This window comes from Paradesertivirga mongoliensis (assembly GCF_024436395.1).
GTDB lineage: Bacteria > Bacteroidota > Bacteroidia > Sphingobacteriales > Sphingobacteriaceae > Paradesertivirga > Paradesertivirga mongoliensis.
In genome coordinates this window covers 856,681-881,936 of the sequence record NZ_JAFMZO010000002.1, presented here as the reverse complement: position 1 = coordinate 881,936, position 25,256 = coordinate 856,681, and the positions used below count along the sequence as shown (strand labels likewise).

Genomic DNA, 25,256 nt, shown 5'->3' with positions numbered 1-25,256 from the left:
TCGTAAGATAGTCCATCTATTTAAAGTCTTACTCCATTTTGAATGCTGAGTTATCACTTAACTTTACAATTCCAATTGAAACCCGAAGTAAAATGGATAAACCAAACCCGACTTTTAATCACCGTTATATCCTGGGTATTTCTTTTATCTCCGCTTTAGGAGGATATCTATTTGGATTTGACTTTGCTGTCATTTCAGGTGCACTTCCGTTTTTACGGGAAAAATTTCACTTCACCGCATGGTGGGAAGGTTTTCTCACAGGATCCCTGGCACTAGGCTGTATCGTCGGGACCTTAATTGCCGGCAAGCTTGCCGATAAATATGGCCGGCGACCTGGCCTGATGCTGGCCGCGGGGATTTTTGCACTGTCATCCTTCGGAATGGCTTTTTCAGACGAACTGTCCTTTTTCGTTTCTATGCGCTTTGCGGCCGGTATTGGAGTTGGAATGGCATCCATTCTTAGTCCCATGTACATAGCTGAAGTTTCCCCGGCGCATGTAAGAGGGCGTAATGTTGCAATCAATCAGTTAACAATAGTTATAGGGATTCTGATAACCAATTTAATTAACTACACACTGGCCGATAACGGACCGGAAGCATGGCGCTGGATGTTTGGAATAGGTGCGGTGCCTTCTGCCTTATTTTTACTGGGAGTGGTGTGGTTACCCGAAAGCCCTCGCTGGCTTTTAAAGGCGGGCAAAATAGAGCAGGGAAAAGCAGTTTTGCATAGCATCGGTTCGGCCGATTTTGTGGCGAAAACAACCGCAGAGATCGAAAAATCGTTAATTGGAGGAACCAGGCCGTCCTTTTCGGCAGTTTTCCAGAAAGGTGTGAGGCCTGCCGTTGTTGTAGGGATTACACTCGCTGTATTTCAGCAGCTCTGTGGAATTAATGTTGTATTCAACTACACTTCAACCATTTTCGAGTCTGTTGGTGCCAGCCTCGATCGTCAGCTTTTCGAAACGGTTTCTATCGGAGTCGTGAACCTGGTTTTTACCTTGCTGGCGATGTGGCAGGTCGACAGACTCGGGAGGCGCCCCCTCATGCTCATCGGCTCTTTGGGCTTGTCGGTGGTATACATCGTGTTGGCATTTCTGTTACAGAGTCAGGCTTCTGCCGAATTTGTCTCGATTTTTGTATTGCTGGCTATCGGCATGTATGCTACATCTCTCGCACCGGTTACCTGGGTGTTAATATCAGAGATATTTCCCAATAGCATTCGCGGAATGGCATCATCTGTTGCGATCGTATCGCTATGGGGAGCTTATTTTCTGCTCGTTTTTACCTTCCCGATTCTGGCCCAGAAACTAGGGACTTACGGTCCGTTTTACCTGTACGCTATCATCTGTTTCCTAGGTTTTCTTTTCGTATTAAGGAAGGTGAGAGAAACAAAAGGACAGACTCTTGAAGAACTCGAAGATAATTTTGTAAGACATTGATACCAGTTATATGAGCGATAGTCCTGTAAAAGTTTGGGAAGAAAAAGTAACTATCCCTACCTATGGTATTGGCGAGCCCGACAAAAATCCTATGTTTTTTGAAAAACGGGTTTACCAGGGGAGCAGCGGGACAGTTTATCCAAACCCGGTTATTGAAAAAATCTTCGACCAGAAAGTTGATAAAGAGTATACTGGCTTGTTTCTCGAAAATGAGTATCTCAAAGTTATGATCCTTCCGGAGCTCGGAGGCCGCATCCAGATGGCTTATGATAAAATCAAAGAACGGCACTTTATCTATTATAATCAGGTAATTAAGCCGGCTCTGGTTGGATTAACAGGTCCCTGGATCTCGGGAGGAATTGAATTTAACTGGCCACAACACCACCGTCCGAGTACCTTCGAACCAATAGATTATACCATTGCCGAAAATGAAGACGGAAGTAAAACGGTCTGGGTAAACGAGATTGAAAAGATGTTCCGAACCAAGGGGATGGCGGGTTTTACCCTTTATCCAGACAAGGCGTATCTTGAAATCAAAGCTAAACTCTATAATCGGACTAATTTACCACAAACATTTTTATGGTGGGCAAATCCCGCGGTAAAAGTGAATGATCACTATCAGTCTGTGTTTCCGCCCGATGTAAATGCGGTTTTTGATCATGGAAAAAGAGATGTATCCACCTTTCCAATTGCTACAGGCACCTACTACAAAGTAGATTATTCTCCCGGAACAGATATCTCCAGGTATAAAAATATTCCCGTGCCGACATCTTATATGGCTGTCAATTCGGAGTATGATTTTATGGGAGGTTATGAACATGATTCCCGTGCTGGCGTTCTGCATGTAGCAAATCACCACGTATCGCCAGGAAAGAAGCAATGGACTTGGGGGTACAGTGATTTCGGTAAAGCATGGGACAGGAACTTAACTGACGAAGATGGACCGTACATCGAACTCATGACAGGGATGTTTACCGATAATCAGCCCGACTTCAGCTGGCTAATGCCTTATGAAGAAAAGACATTCACGCAATATTTTCTGCCCTATCAGGAGCTGGGCCTGGTGAAGAATGCTACGAAGGATTTGTTACTGAACGTTGAAAAGGCCGGTGATAGAGCGATGCTGAAACTATATGCTACCTCTAACCAATCAGATAGAAAACTTACTTTTTCAGTAGCTGGAAAAATTGTTTACGAAGAAACGTTTTCTCTCAGCCCTGGAAAAGTGATGCAGAGAGAAATTGAGCTTCTTGAATCAGTTGATGAAAGTCGGTTTTTAGTAGAAGTACTAAGTGCTGAAGGATATGAATTGTTGAAATACGATCCAGCCTCCAATAAACAAAACCCCTTGCCTGCGCCGGCTAAAACTGCCTTAAAGCCAGAGGAAATAGAGAACAACGAGCAGTTATTTCTTACAGCGCAACATCTGGAGCAGTACCGGCACGCTACCTACAATCCGCTGGATTATTACAACGAGGCCCTGAAGCGCGATCCGAAAGATATTCGCTGCAACAATGCCCTGGGTTTATGGTATCTCAGAAGAGGGAAGTTCAGCGCTGCGGTTGATTACTTTGAAAAAGCAGTAGAAACCATTACCAGCCGGAACCCGAATCCCTACGATGGCGAACCATATTATAATCTTGGTCTGGTACAAAAGTATCTGGGAAATTTTAAAGAAGCCTACGACGCTTTCTACAAGGCCACCTGGAGCGGTGCATGGCAGGATATGGGATACTTCTCTGTTGCTCAGTTGGATGTAATCAAAAGAGAGTTCGATCTGGCGTTGGATCATATCAACAAGGCGATAGACCGGAATGCCAATAACGGAAAAGCTTACGCATTAAAGGCAGCGATATTCAGGAATCTTCAGAAATATAAAGAAGCATTAGCAGTATGTGATCTGGCGCTTGATCGTGACTTGTTTAATCTTGGTGCACTTTATGAGAAAGCGGAAGCTCTGAAGCACCTGAACCTGGCAAAAGAAGCGGAGCAGGCAATGGAACAGCTTCTTGTGCTTTCGAGGCAAACCTCTCATAATCTAACCGAATACGCCGTTGATTATGCCGCCGCAGGGTTATATAGAGAAGCAATAGGATTACTTCAGCTAACGGCTGACGATAATCGCAGCCCACTTGTGGACTACCATCTGGCCTTCTATTATCATCAGGTAAATGATTTACGAAGCGCAGTTCATCTTACAAAAGCGGCCGAAGCGAGTTCTTATTTATGTTTCCCTAACCGTGTTGAAGATATTTTCGTTCTTGAGTTTGCGATTGAGCAAAATCCTTTAGATTCCAAAGCGCCTTATTATTTAGGCAACTTATGGTACGATAAGCGCCAATATCCGGATGCGATTAGCAACTGGGAATTGGCGGTCCGGCGAAACCCTGAATTTCCTGCCGTACACCGTAATCTTGCCATCGCTTATTTCAACAAACAGGATTTGGCTGAAAAAGCAGTGTCGAGCTTTGAAAAAGCATTTGAATTGGACAAAAGTGATGCGCGCGTGTTAATGGAGCTTGATCAGTTGTACAAACGCACCAATAAAGCTCCGCAAGAACGTTTGAAGCTGCTTGAAGATAATCTGGATACTGTTCTTCAACGTGATGATCTTTATCTGGAGCGGGTTGCGCTTTACAATTTTCTGGGCAATTACCGGAGAGCCTATATTTTGATTATGGCCAGAAAATTTCATCCCTGGGAAGGAGGGGAAGGCCGGGTTTCAGGTCAGTATATCTATGCGCTGGTTGAGCTGGCCAAACAGGCTATTCAGAATGGCAAAAGTCTTGAGGCAATAGATTTGTTGGAAGCAGCACAGGTCTATCCTCATAATTTAGGGGAAGGTAAATTGTATGGCGCGCAGGAGAACGATATTTTCTTCTGGCTGGGTATCGCCCACGAAACGCTGGGACAAAACACTAAGGCTACATCATTCTTGCAGAAAGCAACAGTCGGCTTGTCTGAACCAGGTGCCGCAATGTTTTACAATGACCAGCAGCCTGACAAGATTTTTTATCAGGGACTAGCCTGGGAAAAATTGGGCGACGAGGATAAGGCAAAAGCGATTTTCCAGAGCCTGTATAATTATGGAGCATCACACATGGACGAGGAGGCAAAAATTGATTATTTTGCCGTATCGCTCCCAAACCTTCTGATTTTTGAAGATGATCTCCAGGTCAGACACCAGATTCACTGCCTTTACGTATCGGCTTTGGGATTGGCCGGATTAGGCAGAATTTCTGATTCGGAGAAAGCTTTAATCAGAATTTTGGAACGCGATGCCATGCATTTTGGCGCTCAGGCTCATTTAGCTCTGATTTCGAACGGGAGTATAAATTGGAAATACAATGCACATGAAAAATTTTAATAAGACTTTTCTTCTGATCATTTTTATTGCCTTTACAGCCTTTAAATCCGATGAAACCATTTCTCTGAGCGGTGATTGGAAATTTCAGGCAGATCCGGAGGACAGGGGAATTACCGGAAAATGGTTTTCCGGTTCGTTTAAAGATAAAGTTAAACTGCCCGGTTCAATGGCCGAAAATCTAAAAGGCGACGAAATTACGTTAAAAACAAAGTGGACGGGCAGTATTTACGACAGCTCATTTTACTTCAATCCCCGACTTGCGAAATACCGCGAGCCTGATAATATCCACATCCCATTCTGGTTAACGCCCGCAAAGCACTATGTAGGCGCAGCCTGGTATCAGAAAGAGGTAATTATTCCGGCTAGCTGGAAAGGTAAACGCATAATACTGCACCTGGAGAGAGTCCATACCGAGACCCGTGTTTGGGTAAACAATCAGGAAATTGGTATGCAAAACAGCCTTGTAGCCGCTCATGAGTACGACCTGACGGAAAGTTTAACTCCCGGCAGTCACCGCATCACTATTCGTGTCGATAACCGGGTTAAAGAAATAAATGTAGGCCCGGATTCGCACAGTATAACCGACCATACACAGGGAAACTGGAATGGTATCATAGGCAAAATCGCGTTGAATGCAGGGTCGCCTGTATTCTTCGATGATATACAGGTGTTCCCTGATCTTAAAAACAGGAAGGCAAAAGTTAAACTCCTGATCCGTAATACAACTTCAAAAAAGGTTTCCGGAAAAATAAAGCTTTCGGCAAAAAGCTTTAATTCCACTGTTACAGACGAAACGAAATCTATTTCAGCCGATTTTTCACTTGCAAAGTCTGACAGTGCTTCACTTGAGCTGGATCTGCCTTTTGGAGATGGCATGTTAACCTGGGATGAATTTAATCCTGCGCTCTATAAACTGACCGCAACACTGAAAACAAAACATGCCGAAAGCACCCGGGAACTGCAGTTTGGTATGCGGGAAATCAAGATCGATGGCAATCGGTTTTTGGTTAACGGCAGACCGGTTTTTATGCGTGGAACTCTTCACAATTGTGAATTTCCGCTTACTGGATATCCGGCTACTTCGGTAGATGAATGGGAGAGAATTTTTAAAGTAGCGAAAAGCCACGGACTGAATCATATTCGCTTTCACTCCTGGTGTCCTCCCGAAGCAGCCTTCATAGCAGCCGACAAAGTGGGTCTTTATCTTCAGCCGGAAGGGCCAAGTTGGCCCAATCACGGTCCTAAGATAGGTCTCGGGCAAGCGATCGATCAGTATTTATACGACGAGACCAACCGAATGGCAAAAAATTATGGTAATTACGCATCCTTTGTTATGCTTGCAGGCGGAAACGAACCTGCCGGTAATCAGGTACAATACCTGAATAAATTTGTAGAATACTGGAAAAGTAAAGATGATCGCCGCGTCTATACCGGTATGTCGGTAGGCGGCAGCTGGCCGGTAATTCCTAAAGCCGAATTCCAGGTCCGGGGTGGCGTTCGAGGCTTAGCCTGGGATAAGCGACCGGAGACAGTTTCTGATTTTAGTGCCGCTATAGCGAAGTTCGCCGTTCCTTTTGTAGCCCATGAAATCGGACAATATTGCGTGTTCCCAAATTTCGAAGAAATAAAGAAATATACCGGTGTTTACCGTGCTAAAAACATGGAGATGTTCCGGCAAGATCTTCGGGATCGCGGCATGGCTGATCAGGCCCGCGACTTTTTGATGGCCTCTGGAAGGTTGCAGGTTTTGTGCTACAAACATGAGATAGAGAAGATGCTTCGTACGCCCGGATATGCAGGTTATCAAATGTTAGGTTTGCAGGATTTTCCGGGTCAGGGCACGGCGCTCGTTGGAATGATTGATGCGTTTTGGGAAGGGAAGGGCTACGTTTCACCCGAAGAATTCAGGCGATTTAGCAACAGTACGGTTCCGCTTGCGCGTTTCCCAAAATTCGTCTTTAATAACAACGAGACTTTAGAAGCGGGGATTGATGTGTTCCATTCAGGGGTATCGCCTTTAAAAGATGCGGTTGTAAGCTGGTTAATCAAAGATAGCGAAGGGAAGGTACTTAGCAGTGGCCGCTTTGATGCGATGACCATTGAAAACGCCAACGGCATCCCGGTAGGAAAAATAAACTTTCCTCTGGCTTCCATCACAAGGCCTGCCCGTTTAAATCTGGAAGTAAGCGTCGATAATACGTTATTTGTTAACGACTGGGACTTTTGGGTCTATCCGGAAAAACCGGAGTTTGTAAAAACCGACGTTCACTATACTACAATATTGGATGAAAAAGCAAAGGCTGTTTTAAACAGAGGAGGAAAAGTCTTCCTGAACGCTGCCGGAAAGGTCGTAAAAGGAAAGGAGGTGGCAATGCACTTTCTGCCTGTTTTCTGGAATACGTCCTGGTTTCAGATGAAGCCCCCACATGTAACCGGATTGCTGATTCAGGATAAGAGTCCGGCTTTTGCTAATTTTCCTACGGCTTATCATTCTGACATACAGTGGTGGGATATTGCTAACCGTTCACAGGTAATGATCCTGGAAGATTTTCCGGTTGGGTTTAAACCCTTGGTTCAGCCTATTGATACCTGGTTCCTTAACCGTCGCCTTGGTTTAGTATACGAGGCAAAAGTAGGAAAGGGCAAAATAATAGTGAGCAGTGCAGATTTACGAGAAGATATCGATCGTCCTGCCTCAAAAGCATTGTATAGTAGTTTGCAGAATTACATGGCCTCGGATAAATTTAATCCTGCCGTGGAGTTGAGTTTTGAGGTAATTAAAGATGTATTTGTTAATCCTTCAAAAGAGCAATTTAAGGCCTACACGAAAGATAGTCCCGATGAATTGAAGCCGGGGTCTAATCAGAACAAAGTTAAACCATAGCCGGACCTGCCTGGTTGAAGGCGGATCTGCTGTTGCAACATTATGAAACGATATATACTATTTACGGTATTCTTTTGCTTCCTGAATCTGGCGGCAAGTAGCCAGACCGTCTATTCAATCGATGCAAGTGCAACTCCGGAAGCACCCCGAAATACCTTAAAGCTAGGCGGTAAGGGAAAGGATGGGCAGTCGATTTCAGTAAATAATCAATACATCACTATAAACGGTAAACCCTGGATTCCGATTACCGGCGAGTTCCATTATTGCCGTTACCCGGAGAAGTACTGGGATGAGTCGCTTAAGAAAATGAAAGCCGGCGGGATAAACACTGTAGCAACATATGTTTTTTGGAATATTCATGAGCGGAAAGAAGGGCAGTTCGATTGGTCGGGAAATAAGGATCTTAGAAAATTCATAAGCTTGTGTAAAAAAAATGGTTTATACGCAATTGTGCGTGTTGGGCCCTTTGCACATGGTGAAATTCGTAGTGGCGGTCTTCCTGACTGGCTTCTTGGAAAGCCGTTGTCTATCCGTTCCAATGATCCGGTTTATTTATCATCAGTAGAAAAGTTTTACAATCAGATCGGGGAGCAGATCAGAGGGACGTATTTTAACGATGGTGGACCCGTGGTGGGAATTCAGTTAGAGAACGAGTACCAGCACTCAGCTGCTCCATGGGGATTAACGTACCCCGGGCAGCCTAACGACATGACCGCTGCGGAAAGGGATCTGGCGCTGACACAAGAAGGAGTAGGTGTGTCACGGGCAGAAAACCCGTATGCGCAACTGGGTAACGACCATATGAAAATCCTCAAAGAACTAGCGGTGAAGGCCGGAATGGTTACCCCGCTCTACACAGCAACAGGATGGGGTAATGCAGCCATCGTTCCAAACGAAAGTATCCCCGTAACGGCGGCCTATGCTTATCCATTCTGGACTCCGAAGAAGGATATTTCGCCCTTCTTTCTGTATAAAGATATGCGTAGGAAGCCCGATTATGCACCTGTTCGTTACAACCCTGAAGATTATCCCGTATTCCCTGCCGAGCTTGGTTCAGGGATAATGACAATTTATTCGCGCCGACCAATCGCGGAGCATAAGAGCTTTGACGCTATGATAAACCGCTGCCTGGGTAGCGGCGCAAATGGGGTAGGTTATTATATGTATCATGGCGGTTCTACGCCCCACCAGGATTCTTATTATTTTAGCGACGAGGCATATGGCTTACCCAAAATATCCTACGACTTTCAGGCTCCTATAGGAGAGTTTGGGCAAGTGCGTGAAGGTTATCACCGCTTGAAGTTGCTACACTCATTTCTCAATGATTTTGGAGATCGTTTGGCTCCTATGCAAACAGTTTTGCCGGCAAACGCATCGTCACTAAAGTCCGACAACATAACTGATCTGCGTTATTCGGTGCGAAGCAATGGGACATCGGGCTTCCTGTTTTTAAATAACTTCCAGGACGACACTACGATGACCCCAAAAAAGGATCTTCGTTTCTCGATCAAAACAACTGCAGGAACTGTGAATATACCGGCCTCGGGTTCTTTTGCTCTTCAGCCCGACGAAAACCTTTTTCTACCGTTCAATCTCGATGTTGAAGGGGTTAACCTGCGATATGCAACTGCACAATTAATGGCCAGGATGGATGATCCTGAAAATATTGTGTATGTATTTTTCGCTCCGGCGGGCATCAGGCCCGAATTTTCATTCGCTGAAAACATATCCCTGAAGGCAATAAACCAGGCTAATATTAAAAGGAACCAAGCGCATACACTTGTTACGGCACTTGGCGACAGAGCTGAGTTTGAATTGACGGCAGGTAGTAAACGTGTTAAATTTCTAGTGATAACGAAAGAAACGGCGCTGAATTCGTACCGGGTAACTATTGAAGGAAAGCAGCGACTCGTCTTTTCGGAGAACACGCTTATCCCTGCAGACGAATCCTTCACCATTTTAAGTAAAGGGAATAATAAGCCCACTTTCGAGATTTATCCGAAATTATCATCAACGGCTCTTAGTGGTAATTACAAAATTGATTCGAAGGCTGCGAAAAGTAAATCTGCCTCGGCTTATGCGATTTCTTTGCCGGAGAGCTCTTTTGCGGTGCAGACCCTAAAGTTTGGCGAGAAGAAATTTTCAATTAAGCTGCCTGAGTTGAAGCCGCAGCTCAATAATATTTTCCTCGAGATCGACTATACAGGCGATACGGCAATGGGTTTTATAGATGGAAACCTTGTTGCCGACGAGTTTTACAAAGGTATACCCTGGGATATTGGTTTGAGAGATTTTCTAAATACCCATACTAGCCGGGAGATGGTTTTCTACATCAGGCCACTGCACAGAAATGCAACGTACTTGCGCGACCTGAATCAGACCGGGCTGCCTGATTTTGGCAGCGGGCGATCTCTGCTAAAATTGAATAGTGTAAAATTTGTGTCTGAATATAAGGCAGTTGTCGGTTTTTAGGCATCAGGATACGAGTGTGGCAAAAGTTAGAGTCTTGACCCTCCAGAAATATCTTGCTTCAAGGCTCAGACGCCGCCAATTGCTGAACCAGCCTGATATCAGCACGAGCTAGCTAAAACTATTCGAAAATGCTGATGATCAGCTCTGATTTCTAATTCCTCAAAATGCCTGCTGAAAAGCATCATACTTGAGAGATTTCCTTAAAAAAAGATGGTTCAACATCTATTTTTAAGGAGAAGGTTATGTATTTTTGATTAGTACTTAACCGGGGGAACGTATTTATGAGAAATGCTCAAAGCATCTTTTACCTAATTGGTACCACTATTCTCCTGATAGTTATCAATACAATCTTCTTTCTGTTCCAGACATCAAAAAACGAGAAAAACCACGCTGAATCGATGAAGACCTATGCGATCATCGAAACTGCTACAGAGTTACTGAATAATCTGGAAAATGCAGAAACTCAGCACAGAGCATACTTGCTTTCGCAAGACTCCAGTTATATTCCTGCATTTAATCTGGCGGAACAGCAATTAGACGAAAATTATATCAAGCTCTATTCATTGCTTAATGATAGCCCTTCACAGCTGCGGAATTTAAACCGGCTTAATGAGTTGGTGGAGTTGAAGAGAAGGCAAATCAGAAGGACATTGTCTGAAAGTAGATTACCCGGGGCCGATGCTGTATATCGAAATTCGGGGGTTGAACAGGTGAAAAATACAGAGTTGAGAATCAGAACCCTCATCAACACTATTACCAATACCGAAAAGAAAAACCTCGACAAAAGTAACGTAGTGATCGAGAAGCTGACCCGGCGGATACAGGTATTTACCGTTATAAGTAATTGGATATTATTGATTATTGTGATATCTGCTCTGATCAACATTATACAGAGCCGCGAGAAAATAGAGAAGCTATTTAAAGAGGTTGGGCAGAAAAACAAACAACTTGAAGCACAAAAGGTAGAACTGCAGACCCTGAGTCAGGACCTTATCAAGCAAAATACCGAATTGGAGCGATTTGCCTATGTTGCGTCCCATGATTTACGTTCGCCCGGTGTTAACTTGATTGCGTTGCTTCAGTTGTACGATGATGCGGAGGATGTAAACGAAAAAGAGAGCCTGATAAAAATTATTAAAGAGGTTGCCGACAATCTTATTGTTAAGCTCGACGACCTGATAGATCTGCTGAGGAATAAACATGAATCTTTTGCCATACACGAGAAATTAAGTTTCATGCAGGTATTCACTACGGTTGAAAAGAATTTGACTGCCGACATTAAAAGAACTAAAGCGAAAATTCAGTTCGACTTTTCAGAAGTGCCGGTTATCCATTATCCCAAGAGTTACCTGGAGAGCATTATGCAGAATCTTCTTTCGAATGCAATTAAGTACCGTCATCCAGAAAGGCAGCCAGAAATTTTTATCCGGACCTTTGAAAAAAACCAGAAGACTTTTCTCGAGGTGCGGGACAATGGCCGGGGTATCGATCTAAAACAACATGGAAAAAATCTTTTTGGTATCTATAAAACCTTTCACGATATTAAAGACAGTAAAGGCGTAGGACTCTATATTACAAAAGCGCAAATTATAGCGATGGGGGGTACTATTGACGTAGAAAGCCAGCCCAATAAGGGCAGCACCTTTACCGTGTGTTTTAACTAAAGAACTTTGCGTTAAAGTTTACCAGAAAAAGTTCTTTTACCGACCGGGTTACTGCAGTATACATCCAGCGCAAAAAATCAATATTTAACATTTCTTCGGTTAGATATCCCTGGTCCACAAACACCGCATCCCATTGGCCGCCCTGGGCTTTATGACATGTAACAGCGTAGGCAAATTTGATCTGCAGGGCATTGTAGTAAGGGTTTTTTTTTAGCTCTTCCATCTGCATCCTTTTATTGGCAATATGCCGGTAATCTTCCATTACGGCTTCAAATAAACGTTTATTGTCTGCGCCCGACAGACTTGGCGTTTCACAATAAAGGGTTTCCAGCATCACTTTGCAGCTTAGAGGCTCGTCGTCCGGGTAGTCAAGAAACTCGAGCACTACGTCGGCAAATCGAAACCCATACATCTCAGAAATATTTTTAAGTTTTCTGATCTTTGCAATATCTCCGTTGGCTATAAATGCATTGCTTTGTTCATCGGCCGAGAGCCAGAAATAGTTATTCCGGACAACCATTAGATAATCGCCGCCGCTTAATTCTTCTTCGCGATACAAAATCCTGTTTCTGATCTGCAAGTTGTAATTATTGGCGCTCTTGTTAGAACGGCAAACGATCAGCGTGTTTTCTATGCCATATTTATTGTAGGCGTATTCTAAGCCCTCTGGAAGCCTTTCGCCCGTCATATTAAAAACGTCGCTGAAGCCTTTTACTTTTAATTGCGGGAACTCCTGCCTCCCAACGCGAATCAACTCTCTGATGTGGGTAGCATTGAATAGAATACCCGACTGCTTTTCTTGCCGAACCACATCCGTCAATTCGAATGTATAAATGGTTCTAGCGAACGCTTCTCTAAGAAGCTTTGCGTCTAAAGCAGGACTATAGTCCGAACCAACCGGGGGAAGCTGGGCGGTGTCGCCAACCAGCATCAACTTGCAGTTCTTGCCACCATCCACATATCTCAGCAAATCTTGCAGCAAACTCCTTCCGTTAAAGTCAGCAGATTCGTTCGATATCATTGAGGCTTCGTCGACAATAAAGATGGTATTCTCTGCCAGGTTTTCGCCGATGATAAAACTCATATCAAGGCTCATCGCCGATTTCTTTCGATAGATCTTTTTATGGATAGTAAATGCCTTCTTGCCAGAATAGTTGCTTATCACTTTTGCCGCCCTGCCGGTAGGAGCAAGCAATACAGTTCTCAAATTTAAACGGGGCAACACTTTTACCAGGGAGGCGACAATCGTTGTTTTTCCAGTACCGGCATAGCCTTTCAACACAAAACATTCGTCTCCCTGTTCACTCTCAACAAACTTATCCAGCTCGCGAAATGCATATTCCTGCTGCTGGGTAGGATTTACAGGAAAATGCTGCTGAAGTAAACTGCTAAGAATCATCTGCGGTAAAATTGCGCAATTCCATTCAAAAAAATTAGTTTTGTTGTAATGAACGAATTCGGCATTCTGCACATAAAAGACGAGAAGTTTAATCCGGCTCAAACCCGTGATATGCAGCTTCTGATAAAAATAGCTCCGGGGCGATTTTCTTATGCTATCATTAACGAAAAGGAAAGTCGTCTTCAGGTTCTTTACGACTCGCCATTAAGCGATGGTCTCAACGGGATGCTAAGCAATTTACTCTCAGAGAACGAGTACCTCGGGTCAAGCTTTGCGGCGGTAAAAGCTTCTGTACAGACTTTCAACTTTACACTGATACCAACATCCTATTATACCCGGGATGATTTGCCGAATTACGAAAATCTGATTCAGGCCAGCGAGGAGACAAAAACGTTCATTTCGACAATAAACTTGGAGGGTATTAACTGCGTTTCTGCGCTTCCCTCTGAAACAATAGCTGCGCTGACAAATTTTTTTCCCGGAATCCGCTTTTTTAGTCAGGTTGAGCCTTTTGTTGAGGGCGGCTTGAAAGCCAATGACACCGACGCCCAGAAAGTATTTATTCAATTTAATGAAAAATCGGTTGAAGTTTCTTTAAGCAACGATGATAAACTAGTTTTTTACAACCTCTTCAATGTTGAAAATGCAGATGATTTCAATTATTACATCCTAAATATTCTGCATCAATTCAAAATTGAACCGCAAAACACCGCAGTTTTCCTATCGGGAAACATTGATGCGGGAGATGCGAATTACCGCCGGGTTGAAAAGTATTTTAAGGATATCAGATTTGCTGACAGTTCGCAGATCACGCTTTTCTCCTCCAATTTTGAGCGTTTACCTAAACACCAGCATTTTTCTTTAATAAGCCTGTTATTATGCGAATAATCGGGGGTAAACTTAAAGGTTTGCGCTTTTTTCCTCCAACAAATCTGCCGGTTAGGCCGACTACCGATATGGCAAAGGAGGCACTTTTTAATATTCTGAACAATCAGCTCGATTTTGAAGGATTAAAAGTATTGGATTTGTTTAGCGGCACCGGAAATATCTCGATGGAGTTCGCATCGCGGTCGGCAGCAGAGGTTGTTTCTGTCGACATTAACATGGGCTGTATTAAATATTTAAAAGATATTTCGAAAAAACATCAGGTTGATAATATTGTGCCCTTTAAAGCCGATGTGTTTAAGTTTTTAAAAGAAGAAACAGAAACTTTCGACTTAATATTTGCCGATCCGCCTTACGACCTTCCCCAAATCCCTCTTATTGCTGAAATTGTTTTCGATCGAAATTTATTAAAGCCAGAAGGTGTGTTGATCATCGAGCACCCCAGCCATAAAAAGCTCGACAATCATCCAAATTTTTCCGAGCAAAGAAAATATGGACATTCATCGTTTAGTTTTTTCAGATACAGCAATAATATCACTTCAGTATAGCCAGCTTCAGATTAATGTCTTTTGCATTTAAGCTTTTACCTTTACCTTTAAGTCATGAAAATCGCACTGTTTCCCGGATCATTTGATCCCGTGACTATTGCTCACGTAGATATCCTGAACCGTTCTGTTTCGCTATTCGACAAAGTTGTGATAGGGGTTGGGAACAACAGCTCAAAGAGGTCGAAGCTTAAAACCGATGTGCGAATTCAGATCCTCGAGGCGGTTTTTAAGTCCGAGCCCAAAATAGAAGTGGCATCTTACGAGGGGCTTACGGTGGATTTCTGTAGAGAAATCGGCGCTCAATATATGTTAAGAGGCATTCGCACGGTGTCCGATTTCGAATATGAAAAAGCCATCGCACAGATGAATCACGCCCTGGAACCAAGCATTGAAAGCATTTTCATTCTCAGTAATCCAGGCTACTCGTCCATAAGCTCGACCATTGTAAGAGATATTCTGAAGCATAAGGGCGATGTAAGTCAGTTTGTGCCCAAAGAAGCATTAGAATACTTGTAACCAGGTTTCGCTTATACCTCTAACAAACTAATCACATCGCGAATAAGGGGATAAGTGTTTTCCTTTATATAGTCAAAATCGCCCGAAGCTAGCCACCTGGCTTCTGTGATGCCCTCCTCCAACTGGGGAATAAGTGCCTGGCGTGTGGCCATCATATTAAACCATGTCGTTTTCTTAAACACTACCTGTCCTTTTTCTTCGTACACATGCCAGGTTTTGCAGAGCATATCGCCAAGTTTTGAAACGGTGATTCCGCATTCTTCCTCTACTTCTCTCACGGCTGCTTTCTTAGTTTTCTCACCTTCATCCAACTTTCCTTTCGGGAGATCCCATTTGCCTTTTCTGAAGATAAAAAGGAATTGGTTCTCATCATTTCTCACCACTCCACCAGCTGCTTTAATCACCAGGAAAGATCTGCGCATCTTTTTGAAAGTCTGTTTAGGATCTTTTGTTAATAACACGTTTATAGAAGCAGGGCCTCCTTTGGCCACTTTGTAGAATTGTCCGAAGTTAAAGTCGTTTTCATCAACCTGTTGGTAATTCCCTAAGCCGCCCGGCAAAACATCGGCTATAATCAGAACGGTATCGTTTATATAAATTCTATACATCTTCATTGTTGAGAGGGAATTAAGGTATAATCCCGTGGCAAAGATTCACATTTTTTCAGGCAGATTGTTATGGATTGTTCAATTAACTTTAACTGCCCAATTTTTATTTTTATACATTTGTACCATGATCAACAAGAGTGAGATTGAACAGAAAGTAGCCGAATTTTTGTTACAAATAAAAGCAATTAAACTACAACCCAAAAAGCCATTTACATGGGCATCCGGCCTAAAATCGCCAATTTACTGCGATAACCGGATAACCTTATCTCATCCCACTATCAGAACATATATCAGACAAAATCTGACAGCACTTGTTCAGGAAGAGTTCGGCTCGGTTGGTTTAGTTGCCGGTGTAGCTACTGCTGGAATTCCTCAGGGTGCCCTTGTTGCCCAAGAGTTGGGTTTGCCCTTCGCCTATGTTCGTGCTAAGGCCAAAGAACACGGTACCGGAAGTTTGATCGAAGGCGAAGTGTTTGACGGACAGCGGGTTGTTTTGGTTGAAGATCTGATATCGACCGGAAAAAGCAGCCTCCAGGCGGTTGAAGCCTTGCGCCAGGCAGGATGCGATGTCGCGGGTCTTGTGGGAATCTTTAGTTATGGGCTCGATGAAGCTACCCAGAATTTCAAGAATGCAAAATGCCGTTTTGCTACGCTGTCTAATTACGATGCATTAATAAACTACGCTTCCGAGCATCGTTTTATCAACAAAGAAGACCTTGAACTGTTACGTAAGTGGCGCGATAACCCTGCAGAATGGGGAACGCGCTTGCAAGCACAGTAAAATCTCTCCTATGTCGATATTTGAAAGTAAAGTAGAACTAAACAGACCGGTAAGCGAAGTTTATAATTTTCTTGCCGATTTTAATAATCATCAGCAATTGATGCCGGATAATATCTCGAACTGGTCGTCAACTACAGATGAAGCCCGTTTTTCTGTACAAAACATGGCCAAGCTTGCCCTGAAGATTTCTAACCGTATTGAAAATCAAACCATCATTATTGTTCCTGCAGAACAGGTTCCGTTCAATATGGATATGCGTTGGATTGTTGCTGATCTTGGAAACAATACCACCGAAGCTATTTTAACTATTTCTGCGGAATTGAATATGATGATGAAGATGATGGCGAGCGGCCCCTTAAAAAAACTGGTGGAGCATCAAACCCAGGCCCTTGAAAAAGTTCTATAAAGGCTTGTAGCGCTACTCGTCATATTTACGTAATACCTTAAACCCTGTATTATGAAATATCCTGTTTTATTGTGCATCATCTTATTCCTTAGCTCATGTACCGACCAACTGTTAAAAGAAGACCCCGGTACTGAACCCTGTCCCGCCATGATCTGCACGCAGGAATTCAGATCAATTGTGGTAATTTTTAAAAATTCTGCAGGGAGCCCAATTAGCGTTAAGAATTTCACTTCACTAATAAGAAGGACGGGAAAAACACCACAATCAGGAGCTGTTGATACGGTACACTTTAAAGGAAATTATGCTGTAGTGACAGACGGCGACACTAAAAATCTACTAAGCCAGGGCGATACCATTGATGTGAGCGCGGTTAACCCAGGTACCAACCAAAAGAAAACGGCTCAATTCGTTGTATCGGGTGGAAAATGCGCCTGCCATATCGAAAAATTGTCGGGGCCTGAAACAATCGTATTTGATTAGCGATGGCCGGAAGAAAAAATCGTATAACCCTTATAATCTTACTACTGGTAACCTGCTTCGGATGCAAAAAAGAAGCCGGGGAGATTATAATGAGGGTAAACTATCATACCGTAACCTGCACCGGAGTTGGACCAGGCACTTGCTTGCTGGTACAAACAGGCGAAAAGCTGAATAGTGACCAGTGGGAGTATTTCTATTTTGACAACAGTATCCAGGGCTTCGATTATGAACCAGGTTATATCTACACTTTGAGTGTGGATATGGAAAAAATCACGAATCCTCCTGCGGATGCATCAGACACTAAATACACTTTAATCAAAATCCTGGCGAAGGAGAAGGTCAATTAAGCCCAACTTTCATAGTTGTAACAACCTGAGTGGGTAAACCCGGTTGAATGGAAAGCCCGAAGTGCTGGTCCCGAAGCCGGGGCGGACTTGGAAGGAAAACGGGACTTCCGAAACCGAAGCAGCAGTAGCCAACCTTTTCAAAAGAAGTCAAAATTTCCGCTTAATTTGCTGTTCGGCAGACTTTTAGTCATTCAAAATAATTTCCACACGACAAAATTTCCATATTCCTGAAAGCAAAGGTGTATGGCAATTGTTTTGTCTGTACATCAGCATTATGAACTTCAATAATTTTACAATCAAGGCACAGGAGGCTGTACAGAAGGCTTCCGAAATAGCAGGCGGCAATCAGCAGCAGGCTATTGAGAATGCGCACCTTTTAAAGGCGCTGCTTATGGTTGATGAAAATGTAATCAACTACCTGCTGAAAAAACTTAACGTGAACCTGAATCGCTTAAATACGGTTCTGGATGCAGAAATTCAAAGCTACCCGAAAGTAAGCGGCAGCAATATTTATCTTTCGTCTTCTGCCAATACGGCTTTGATTAAAGCTCAAAGCTATTTAAAAGAATTCAAAGATGAGTTCGTGTCTGTCGAGCATATCCTTTTGGGTATTTTAAATGCCAACAACAAAACGAGCGGCATGTTAAAAGATGCGGGAGTTACCGAAAAAGATCTCAAAAAAGCTATCACCGAGCTGCGTGGCGACAACCGGGTGACGGATCAAAACGCAGAGGCTACTTACAATGCCCTTAATAAATATGCCCGAAACCTGAACGAATTTGCCGAATCTGGTAAGCTTGATCCCGTTATTGGCCGCGATGAGGAGATACGAAGGGTTATCCAGATCCTATCGCGACGAACAAAGAACAACCCGATTTTAATTGGAGAGCCGGGCGTGGGTAAGACAGCCATAGCAGAGGGAATTGCCTTCAGGATTATAAAAGGAGATGTGCCCGAGAATTTGAAAAGCAAAACTGTGTTCTCGCTGGATATGGGTGCACTGATTGCTGGCGCGAAGTACAAGGGTGAATTTGAGGAACGGTTAAAAGCGGTTATTAAAGAAGTTACGCAAAGCGATGGCGAGATAATTCTGTTCATCGACGAGATTCATACCCTCGTTGGCGCCGGTGGGGGCGGAGAGGGTGCAATGGATGCGGCGAATATCTTAAAACCCGCCCTTGCGCGTGGTGAGCTACGCTCGATTGGTGCAACTACGTTAAATGAATATCAAAAATATCTTGAGAAAGACAAAGCTCTCGAACGTCGTTTCCAAAAAGTGATGGTAGACGAACCGGATACGCAGGACGCTATCTCCATTCTTCGCGGACTGAAAGAACGTTATGAAACTCATCATAAAGTTAGGATTAAAGACGAGGCCATCATTGCCGCTGTAGAGCTGTCGCAACGCTATATTGCCGACAGATTCTTGCCGGATAAGGCAATTGACTTAATGGATGAAGCTGCATCTAAGCTTCGACTTGAAATGGATTCGGTACCTGAGGCGGTAGATGAACTAGACCGCAAGATCATGCAGCTGGAGATTGAACGTGAGGCCATCAAACGTGAAAACGACGAGAAGAAAGTTGCCGAACTGAGTGAAGAGATAGCTAATCTTTCGGCCGAGCGCGACTCCTTAAGGGCGAGCTGGCAAGGTGAGAAAGATCTGGTTGACTCGATTAATACGGAAGTTGAGCAGATTGAAAACTATAAGCTGGAGGCTGAACAGGCCGAACGTGCCGGCGATTACGGTCGGGTAGCCGAGATACGCTATGGTAAGATAAAGGAATCTCAGGATAAGGTTGAGGCACTGAAAAAAGAACTGTCCGAGAAACAATTGGAAGGACGAATGCTGAAGGAAGAGGTTACCTCTGATGATATCGCAGGTGTGGTATCGCGGTGGACTGGAATTCCGGTCACTAAAATGATCCAGAGTGAGCGGGAAAAGCTTCTTCATCTTGAAGAGGAACTTCATAGAAGAGTTGCTGGTCAGGAGGAAGCGATTGAAGCAATTTCTGATGCGATTCGCCGCTCGCGTGCAGGCTTACAGGATAAACGGAAACCGATTGGCTCATTCATCTTCCTTGGAACTACTGGCGTGGGTAAAACAGAGCTGGCAAAAGCCCTGGCTGAGTTTTTATTCAATGATGAACACAACATGGTTCGGATTGATATGAGCGAATACCAGGAACGTCATGCGGTGTCACGATTGATTGGCGCGCCTCCGGGATATGTAGGCTATGACGAAGGCGGACAGCTGACTGAAGCTGTTAGAAGGAAGCCATATAGCGTTATTCTGTTAGACGAGATTGAGAAAGCACATCCGGATGTGTTTAATATCTTGCTTCAGGTACTTGATGACGGACGGTTAACCGACAATAAGGGCCGTGTAGTGAACTTCAAGAACACTATCATCATTATGACCTCGAACATCGGTTCGCACCTGATACAGGATAATTTTAAAGAACTGGATGAATTTAACCACGAAGAAGTAGTTGCCAAAACCAAGAATGAACTATTTGAGCTGTTGAAGCAAACCATCCGTCCGGAGTTTTTGAACAGGATTGATGAACTGATTATGTTTACTCCGCTTAACCGCGACGAAATCAGAGATATTGCGCGACTTCAGTTCAATCAGGTAAAGCAAACTCTTGCGGAAATGGGAATCGAAATGGATGCTTCGGAAGATGCTCTGGATTGGCTTGCACAGTTGGGTTACGACCCACAATTTGGAGCAAGGCCGTTGAAGCGAGTGATTCAAAAGCGGATTCTGAATGAGCTATCAAAGGAGATCCTTTCAGGAAAAGTGGATAAGGAAAGCCGGATTCTACTGGATGTATTTGAACACAAGTTTGTGTTTTTGAATAAGGATAAGCTGGAAGAGGTGAAGGCTTGAGGCTAGATCCTAAATCCGCCAGTTGATGGACAACTGCAGTTGAAAAAGGGCACGGGGCAAACGCTTGGGAACCGCATATATAATATAGGCTGTTGGGCAGTGCATCCAGCTAATACACCATCCTCCCCTCCTTTTTTCAAGGAGGGGATCAAGGGGTGGTTTCTGACTAGATAGCCATCTGATGACATTGGCACAAGTTCAGTAAAGCGGAAATCGAGTACAGTCATCGGATGACTTACAACCCATCCTCAAAGCGGTTATACAATTAGATGAAAAACCTCAGATATCGGCTGATCTGAATCGATTAAAATCCCAGTTACACCTGCTGCTTGGCCAGCAATCACATCACGTTCACGGTCGCCGATGAAGTAAGACTTCGTTTTGTCGACATTAAAACGCGCAATAGCCTTTTCAAGCATTATTGATCCTGGTTTGCGACAAAGGCAATTACCGTTATATAGCGGATTATGCCGGCAATAATACATTTCCGTGAAAGTTACTCCATGCTGCTGATACGTCTCTCTTAACTTTTCATGCATTTTAGCAAGAGTACTTTCGCTGTACCAGCCCTTTGCCAAACCACCCTGGTTGGTGATGACGATAAGCAGGTATCCCTTGTCTTGTAGTTCTTTCAGAGCCATAAAATTGTGCTCCAGAATATGAAAATCTTCAAGCTTGCACACGTAATCGCCCAACTCTTTATTTAAAACTCCGTCTCGGTCTAAAAAAACTGCTTTGTTCAATCGCATACCACAAATCTACAACTGAAAACGGGAATAACAACTGAAGCGATAGCCTTAAATTAAGAGAACAAGTGCATAAGGTCGCGTGTATGATAAGTTCCCGGGTAAGCAAATTAGTCTCTTATAAAAGGATTGAATTCCCGGGAGGAAATGCCGAAGGTTGCTGCACGTGAAACCGTTTTAGTGCCAAAGCGGCTGTTCAGCTTGTCGAGTGCCTTGTAAAGATTCTCGTTTCTTTCATGATTATCGAACAAGCCCGGCTGATAGGAGCCTTCGGAGAGATTGCTTAAACGTACGCCGATAAGCCGTACAGCTCTGCCCTTTTGGTATGCTTTTTCAAATAACTTCTTAAGTTCTGGTATGATCAAAATATCAGAATGGGTAGGAGGAATTGATATTTGCTGGGTAGCTGTTTCAAAATCAGAGTAGCGAATTTTAACAGCCAGACAAGAAGATACTTTATTTTCGTTGCGTAATTTAAAGGTGAGCTGCTCGAGCATTGAAATCATTAATTGCTCTATTCCGGCCACATCCAGCACATCCTTTTGAAAAGTATTCTCGCTTGAAATTGACTTACGCTCATGATAGGGACTTACAGGTGAATTATCGATGCCATTTGCCTTATTCCACATTACCAGTCCCATTTTTCCAAAGTGTCGCTCGAGATTTTTAACATCCTGCACCTGCAGATCGCCAATTTTATGGATCCCGATGCTGTATAAAACTTCGCAGGACTTTTCTCCAACCATGGGAATCTTAGAAACCGACAAAGGAGCGAGAAACTGCTTTTCCATTCCATGTTCAACAAAAAGCTGGCCGCTGGGCTTTGCTTGTCCGGTTGCAATTTTCGACACCGTTTTATTGGAGGATAGGCCAAATGATATAGGTAAACCTGTTTCTTTTATAACCGCCTGCCGGAGTTCGGACGCGATTTGATAACAGCCGTAAAACTTATCCATGCCGGTAAGATCGATATAGAATTCGTCGATAGAAGTTTTTTCAAAGAGAGGAACACTGTCTTTTATGATTTGCGTAACATGTGCAGATGCCTTACTGTAGGATGAATAATTACCACCTATCACCGTAGCATGAGGACAAAGTTGCAAAGCTTTTTTCATTGGCATTGCCGAATGGACTCCGTATTTCCTTGCCTCGTAGCTGCAAGAGGCAACTACTCCCCGCTGTGAGCTTCCGCCAATCAGTACCGGCTTCCCTTCCAGGGATTTATCGTGCAAACGCTCTACCGAAACGAAAAAGGAATCTAGGTCAATATGAACAATGTGCCGTTTTTCATCCATCAGATCAAAAATAAGAAATTATACTAAAAATATTAGCATAAAATCTATATTTGTTTATGGCTTTATATCTCACTGCGATTTTACCGCCTGCTGAATTATCAGAGCAGATTGACGATATCCGGAAGGAGCTTTCGGAACGGTATAACATATATGCTGCTTTAAAGCCGCCGGTTCATATTACTTTGTACAGGCCTCTCAATATTGAACAGAGTAATGAAAGTACGTTAATTAAGCTATTGAGGCCTGTTGGATTTAATCATCGTCCCTTTACGCAGGAGTTACTCAATTTTGATTGTTTCAATATCCAGACCTTGTTTATTACTGTGGTGAAGAACCCGCTGCTCAGTGCGTTGCAGAAAGACGTCGCGGCGGTTTTTAATAAGAATAAGATCGATCCAAAAGAAGTGAAAGGGAACACCAGTTTTCATCCTCATGTTACTATAGCCTACCGGGATATCCCTCCTGAGATCTTTCCGGAGATATGGGACGAACTTAAAAACCGGAAATTTAAGCGTTCATTTCCGGTAGACCATTACAGTCTCTTAAAGCATGACGGAAAAAAATGGCAGGTTTTTAAAGACTTTGCATTATCAAAACCAAAAACACTTAAGCTTTTTTAAGCCCAAAGCCTGCACTTAATATTCCGGAAAATTATTTAATTACTGACAATTAAGAGCTTAGCAGAATATTTACGAAATATCTTTTTTTGACTTGGAAGCAATATGTTATAACTGTATATTTGCACCACTTTAAAGGAAACGATTAAACGTTCGATTTAAATGATTCCGTAGCTCAGCTGGTAGAGCATTACACTTTTAATGTAGTGGTCCTGGGTTCGAATCCCAGCGGGATCACAAGGAAGGAAAAAACAACCTTCAATTCGTAATTTGGTACAAGCCTCTTTGAAAAAAGAGGCTTTTTTCGTTTAAATTCCTTTTACTTCCGGCCAGGGCATACCGGCCCCGGGATAAAGCACTGGTTGAAGGAGCGGTTCATGTATACCCAGATCTACGCTCAGTTAGGAAAAGTGGTATTCGTTCCTTGATGGAATAAATGCAGCTATCCGCGTAGCGCTGGAAGGAGATTGTAGTTTGAATAAGTGGAACGTCGGTTTCCGGCTACGCTGTACCGCACCGCTTCATTGCCAGAAAAATCAAGCTACTATACCCGGGCCATTAATTAATAGAGGCTTACTGATACTTTGCCTCTTGAATGCAGGGAATATAGGATAACAGCTCCTGATTGCACTCAGGAGCTGTTTAACTTATTTAAGTTTGCTTGAGTCGGGCCCTGCTTTTTTTGTCATCTCCTTTACCGTCTTTTGCTTGAACTCGCTTAAAGCATCAGCCAGTTTCTGCATCTCGGGATCTAATCCTGGCGCAAATTCTTCTGGCCTCTCGGGGGCCATTGGAATAGGGTATGATGTCTTTGGTTCCTTCAAGGTAACAAGTTCGGTTCCATCATTTGTCGGAGCGCTTCCGCTAAATATATTTTCCATCAATGAGCTATCTAACCGAAAGTGATATGCTTCCCTATGTATTCCCGCATCCATTAATTTTTTTACTTCAGGATATTTGGTCGCATCGAACTTCGGAATCGGGAGTGCTTTCGCCCAATCGATACCCAGTGTTTCAAGTGCTTTGGCGAATGCCATTTGGTGCGCCTCGTCTCTGGCAATCAAAAACGATACGGTTGCTCTGAGTGTCTTATTACTTGACATCTGGTAGATTCTGCATTTTTGAGTTCTGCCCGTTGCTTCAAGTACTAAGTTGTCCATTAGATCAAGCACAAGATTTCCGTGATTGTGCACGTAAGAACCACTCCAGGGATTTCCCGCCGCGTCTACTGGTAATGCTCCCTGGGCACCCACGATAAAGTGGTGAGGGTTTTGAGCTTCTTTGCCGACTTCCAAAGGGGCTTCACCACCTTTTCCCGGTGTGTCAAATTTCTTACCCTGATATCTGGGAGAACCATCGAGTAAACGGGAGATGGTCTTGGTAATCAACTCGACGTGGCTGATTTCTTCTACACCTATTCCCTGAATTAAGTCAAGGTATGGAATGCCATCACCTCTAAAATTAAAACTCTGAAAAAGAAATTGCATCATGGTGCGCATTTCACCGAATTGGCCACCAAGCCCTTCCTGCAGTGCATTTGCCGCCGACGGATCTGGTTCATCTTCCACAATGGGATTAATTAGACTTTGAATATGATAAAACATAGATAGATTTTAATAACACTCTGTATGAGTGTCCAAATTGCAACATAGATGAGATAATAATTGTTGCGGATATTTTTAAAGATGTCAAATGATTCATTTGATTTGAGAAGGCTTCAGAATATAACGATCAGATAAATGAGTTCAAACCCGGGATTATCCGTGTGCATCAAAAAGCCCTTGATGGACTGGGTATCGGGCAGGCTCGCACGTGTATGAATGAATATGGTGCTACGGTGAAAACACGAACACAGTATCTTTTCACAAATCTTAAATTTAAATTTGATTTCAGGAAAAATCCTCCTACA

At 43.4% G+C, this 25,256-nt stretch carries 19 protein-coding genes and 1 tRNA gene; 15 read left to right on the top strand and 5 right to left on the bottom strand.

The annotated features are described in order from the left end of the window. The first annotated feature begins 92 nt into the window (after positions 1-92). The 5 genes from J3P43_RS09970 (at position 93) to J3P43_RS09950 (ending at position 11,826) form a co-directional block, all read left to right on the top strand. Entirely contained in the window at positions 93-1,439 is a 1,347-nt protein-coding gene (locus J3P43_RS09970) for a sugar porter family MFS transporter (protein WP_255901742.1), read from the top strand. 10 nt (positions 1,440-1,449) lie between these two features. Further along, on the top strand, positions 1,450-4,806 hold the full coding sequence (locus J3P43_RS09965) for a tetratricopeptide repeat protein (RefSeq protein ID WP_255901740.1): 3,357 nt from the start codon (positions 1,450-1,452) through the stop codon (positions 4,804-4,806). Further along, a complete protein-coding gene (locus J3P43_RS09960) occupies positions 4,793-7,690 on the top strand; it encodes an exo-beta-1,4-galactosidase (RefSeq protein ID WP_255901738.1) in 2,898 nt (965 codons plus the stop codon). Before J3P43_RS09965 ends, J3P43_RS09960 begins: the two co-directional genes overlap by 14 nt. Before the next feature lie 42 nt (positions 7,691-7,732). After that, positions 7,733-10,162, top strand: coding sequence for a beta-galactosidase (locus J3P43_RS09955; protein WP_255901735.1), 2,430 nt, complete (start codon positions 7,733-7,735; stop codon positions 10,160-10,162). Between the two features lie 281 nt (positions 10,163-10,443). After that, positions 10,444-11,826 carry a sensor histidine kinase gene (locus tag J3P43_RS09950; protein WP_255901732.1) on the top strand — a complete coding sequence of 461 codons (1,383 nt, stop codon included), beginning with the start codon at positions 10,444-10,446 and terminating at the stop codon, positions 11,824-11,826. On the opposite strand, the gene J3P43_RS09945 is transcribed toward J3P43_RS09950, so the two are convergent. Continuing rightward, on the bottom strand, positions 11,819-13,225 hold the full coding sequence (locus J3P43_RS09945; protein ID WP_255901730.1) for an ATP-dependent DNA helicase: 1,407 nt from the start codon (positions 13,223-13,225) through the stop codon (positions 11,819-11,821). The two genes, J3P43_RS09950 and J3P43_RS09945, sit on opposite strands and share 8 nt — an antisense overlap. A 48-nt stretch (positions 13,226-13,273) precedes the next feature. Between J3P43_RS09945 and J3P43_RS09940 the strand changes: the two genes are divergently transcribed. From J3P43_RS09940 to coaD, 3 genes are read left to right on the top strand one after another with little or no spacing between them, the layout of a single operon-like run. Further along, positions 13,274-14,113, top strand: a complete 840-nt coding sequence (locus tag J3P43_RS09940) for a DUF3822 family protein (RefSeq protein WP_255901728.1) — start codon at positions 13,274-13,276, stop codon at positions 14,111-14,113. After that, entirely contained in the window at positions 14,104-14,658 is a 555-nt protein-coding gene (locus J3P43_RS09935) for an RsmD family RNA methyltransferase (RefSeq protein ID WP_255901725.1), read from the top strand. The genes J3P43_RS09940 and J3P43_RS09935 overlap by 10 nt, the downstream gene beginning before the upstream one ends. 54 nt (positions 14,659-14,712) lie before the next feature. Further along, positions 14,713-15,174 carry a pantetheine-phosphate adenylyltransferase gene (gene coaD / locus J3P43_RS09930; protein WP_255901723.1) on the top strand — a complete coding sequence of 154 codons (462 nt, stop codon included), beginning with the start codon at positions 14,713-14,715 and terminating at the stop codon, positions 15,172-15,174. 11 nt (positions 15,175-15,185) lie between these two features. On the opposite strand, the gene J3P43_RS09925 is transcribed toward coaD, so the two are convergent. Continuing rightward, positions 15,186-15,788 (bottom strand): NUDIX hydrolase, encoded by a 603-nt coding sequence (locus J3P43_RS09925; RefSeq protein ID WP_255901720.1) that lies wholly within the window; start codon positions 15,786-15,788, stop codon positions 15,186-15,188. A 118-nt stretch (positions 15,789-15,906) separates the two neighbouring features. Here J3P43_RS09925 and pyrE point away from each other — a divergent pair, with 118 nt between their 5' ends. From pyrE to clpB, 5 genes are all read left to right on the top strand, one after another. Next, positions 15,907-16,563 carry an orotate phosphoribosyltransferase gene (gene pyrE / locus J3P43_RS09920; protein ID WP_255901718.1) on the top strand — a complete coding sequence of 219 codons (657 nt, stop codon included), beginning with the start codon at positions 15,907-15,909 and terminating at the stop codon, positions 16,561-16,563. A 10-nt stretch (positions 16,564-16,573) separates the two neighbouring features. Continuing rightward, a complete protein-coding gene (locus J3P43_RS09915; protein ID WP_255901716.1) occupies positions 16,574-16,969 on the top strand; it encodes an SRPBCC family protein in 396 nt (131 codons plus the stop codon). A 51-nt stretch (positions 16,970-17,020) separates the two neighbouring features. Beyond that, positions 17,021-17,449 carry a hypothetical protein gene (locus tag J3P43_RS09910; protein WP_255901714.1) on the top strand — a complete coding sequence of 143 codons (429 nt, stop codon included), beginning with the start codon at positions 17,021-17,023 and terminating at the stop codon, positions 17,447-17,449. A gap of 89 nt (positions 17,450-17,538) precedes the next feature. Further along, positions 17,539-17,796, top strand: coding sequence for a DUF4377 domain-containing protein (locus J3P43_RS09905; RefSeq protein ID WP_255901712.1), 258 nt, complete (start codon positions 17,539-17,541; stop codon positions 17,794-17,796). Between the two features lie 274 nt (positions 17,797-18,070). Further along, the gene (gene clpB / locus J3P43_RS09900; protein WP_255901709.1) at positions 18,071-20,689 is read left to right on the top strand and encodes an ATP-dependent chaperone ClpB; all 2,619 of its coding nucleotides are present in this window, start codon (positions 18,071-18,073) and stop codon (positions 20,687-20,689) included. A gap of 257 nt (positions 20,690-20,946) precedes the next feature. Here clpB and J3P43_RS09895 read toward each other — a convergent pair whose 3' ends face one another. Together J3P43_RS09895 and dinB are read right to left on the bottom strand one after the other, a co-directional pair. Beyond that, positions 20,947-21,438 (bottom strand): D-glycero-alpha-D-manno-heptose-1,7-bisphosphate 7-phosphatase, encoded by a 492-nt coding sequence (locus J3P43_RS09895; RefSeq protein ID WP_255901707.1) that lies wholly within the window; start codon positions 21,436-21,438, stop codon positions 20,947-20,949. A gap of 107 nt (positions 21,439-21,545) precedes the next feature. Next, complete coding sequence (gene dinB, locus J3P43_RS09890) at positions 21,546-22,730, bottom strand: DNA polymerase IV (RefSeq protein ID WP_255901705.1); 1,185 nt, start codon at positions 22,728-22,730, stop codon at positions 21,546-21,548. Between the two features lie 56 nt (positions 22,731-22,786). Between dinB and J3P43_RS09885 the strand changes: the two genes are divergently transcribed. Together J3P43_RS09885 and J3P43_RS09880 are read left to right on the top strand one after the other, a co-directional pair. Further along, on the top strand, positions 22,787-23,350 hold the full coding sequence (locus J3P43_RS09885; protein WP_255901703.1) for a 2'-5' RNA ligase family protein: 564 nt from the start codon (positions 22,787-22,789) through the stop codon (positions 23,348-23,350). Positions 23,351-23,511: 161 nt separating this feature from the next. Next, positions 23,512-23,584, top strand: a tRNA-Lys gene (locus tag J3P43_RS09880). A 410-nt stretch (positions 23,585-23,994) separates the two neighbouring features. Here J3P43_RS09880 and J3P43_RS09875 read toward each other — a convergent pair. After that, the gene (locus tag J3P43_RS09875) at positions 23,995-24,951 is read right to left on the bottom strand and encodes a manganese catalase family protein (protein WP_255901701.1); all 957 of its coding nucleotides are present in this window, start codon (positions 24,949-24,951) and stop codon (positions 23,995-23,997) included. Positions 24,952-25,256 lie beyond the last annotated feature (305 nt).

Coding starts and splice junctions, on each gene's coding strand:
- J3P43_RS09910 (WP_255901714.1), top strand. CDS start 17,021: ATGAAATATCCTGTTTTATTGTGCATCATCTTATTCCTTAGCTCATGT.
- J3P43_RS09915 (WP_255901716.1), top strand. CDS start 16,574: ATGTCGATATTTGAAAGTAAAGTAGAACTAAACAGACCGGTAAGCGAA.
- J3P43_RS09875 (WP_255901701.1), bottom strand. CDS start 24,951: ATGTTTTATCATATTCAAAGTCTAATTAATCCCATTGTGGAAGATGAA.
- J3P43_RS09925 (WP_255901720.1), bottom strand. CDS start 15,788: ATGAAGATGTATAGAATTTATATAAACGATACCGTTCTGATTATAGCC.
- J3P43_RS09905 (WP_255901712.1), top strand. CDS start 17,539: ATGAGGGTAAACTATCATACCGTAACCTGCACCGGAGTTGGACCAGGC.
- J3P43_RS09885 (WP_255901703.1), top strand. CDS start 22,787: ATGGCTTTATATCTCACTGCGATTTTACCGCCTGCTGAATTATCAGAG.
- J3P43_RS09955 (WP_255901735.1), top strand. CDS start 7,733: ATGAAACGATATATACTATTTACGGTATTCTTTTGCTTCCTGAATCTG.
- J3P43_RS09895 (WP_255901707.1), bottom strand. CDS start 21,438: ATGCGATTGAACAAAGCAGTTTTTTTAGACCGAGACGGAGTTTTAAAT.
- coaD (WP_255901723.1), top strand. CDS start 14,713: ATGAAAATCGCACTGTTTCCCGGATCATTTGATCCCGTGACTATTGCT.
- clpB (WP_255901709.1), top strand. CDS start 18,071: ATGAACTTCAATAATTTTACAATCAAGGCACAGGAGGCTGTACAGAAG.
- J3P43_RS09935 (WP_255901725.1), top strand. CDS start 14,104: ATGCGAATAATCGGGGGTAAACTTAAAGGTTTGCGCTTTTTTCCTCCA.
- J3P43_RS09960 (WP_255901738.1), top strand. CDS start 4,793: ATGAAAAATTTTAATAAGACTTTTCTTCTGATCATTTTTATTGCCTTT.
- J3P43_RS09965 (WP_255901740.1), top strand. CDS start 1,450: ATGAGCGATAGTCCTGTAAAAGTTTGGGAAGAAAAAGTAACTATCCCT.
- J3P43_RS09970 (WP_255901742.1), top strand. CDS start 93: ATGGATAAACCAAACCCGACTTTTAATCACCGTTATATCCTGGGTATT.
- J3P43_RS09950 (WP_255901732.1), top strand. CDS start 10,444: ATGAGAAATGCTCAAAGCATCTTTTACCTAATTGGTACCACTATTCTC.
- J3P43_RS09945 (WP_255901730.1), bottom strand. CDS start 13,225: ATGATTCTTAGCAGTTTACTTCAGCAGCATTTTCCTGTAAATCCTACC.
- J3P43_RS09940 (WP_255901728.1), top strand. CDS start 13,274: ATGAACGAATTCGGCATTCTGCACATAAAAGACGAGAAGTTTAATCCG.
- dinB (WP_255901705.1), bottom strand. CDS start 22,730: ATGGATGAAAAACGGCACATTGTTCATATTGACCTAGATTCCTTTTTC.
- pyrE (WP_255901718.1), top strand. CDS start 15,907: ATGATCAACAAGAGTGAGATTGAACAGAAAGTAGCCGAATTTTTGTTA.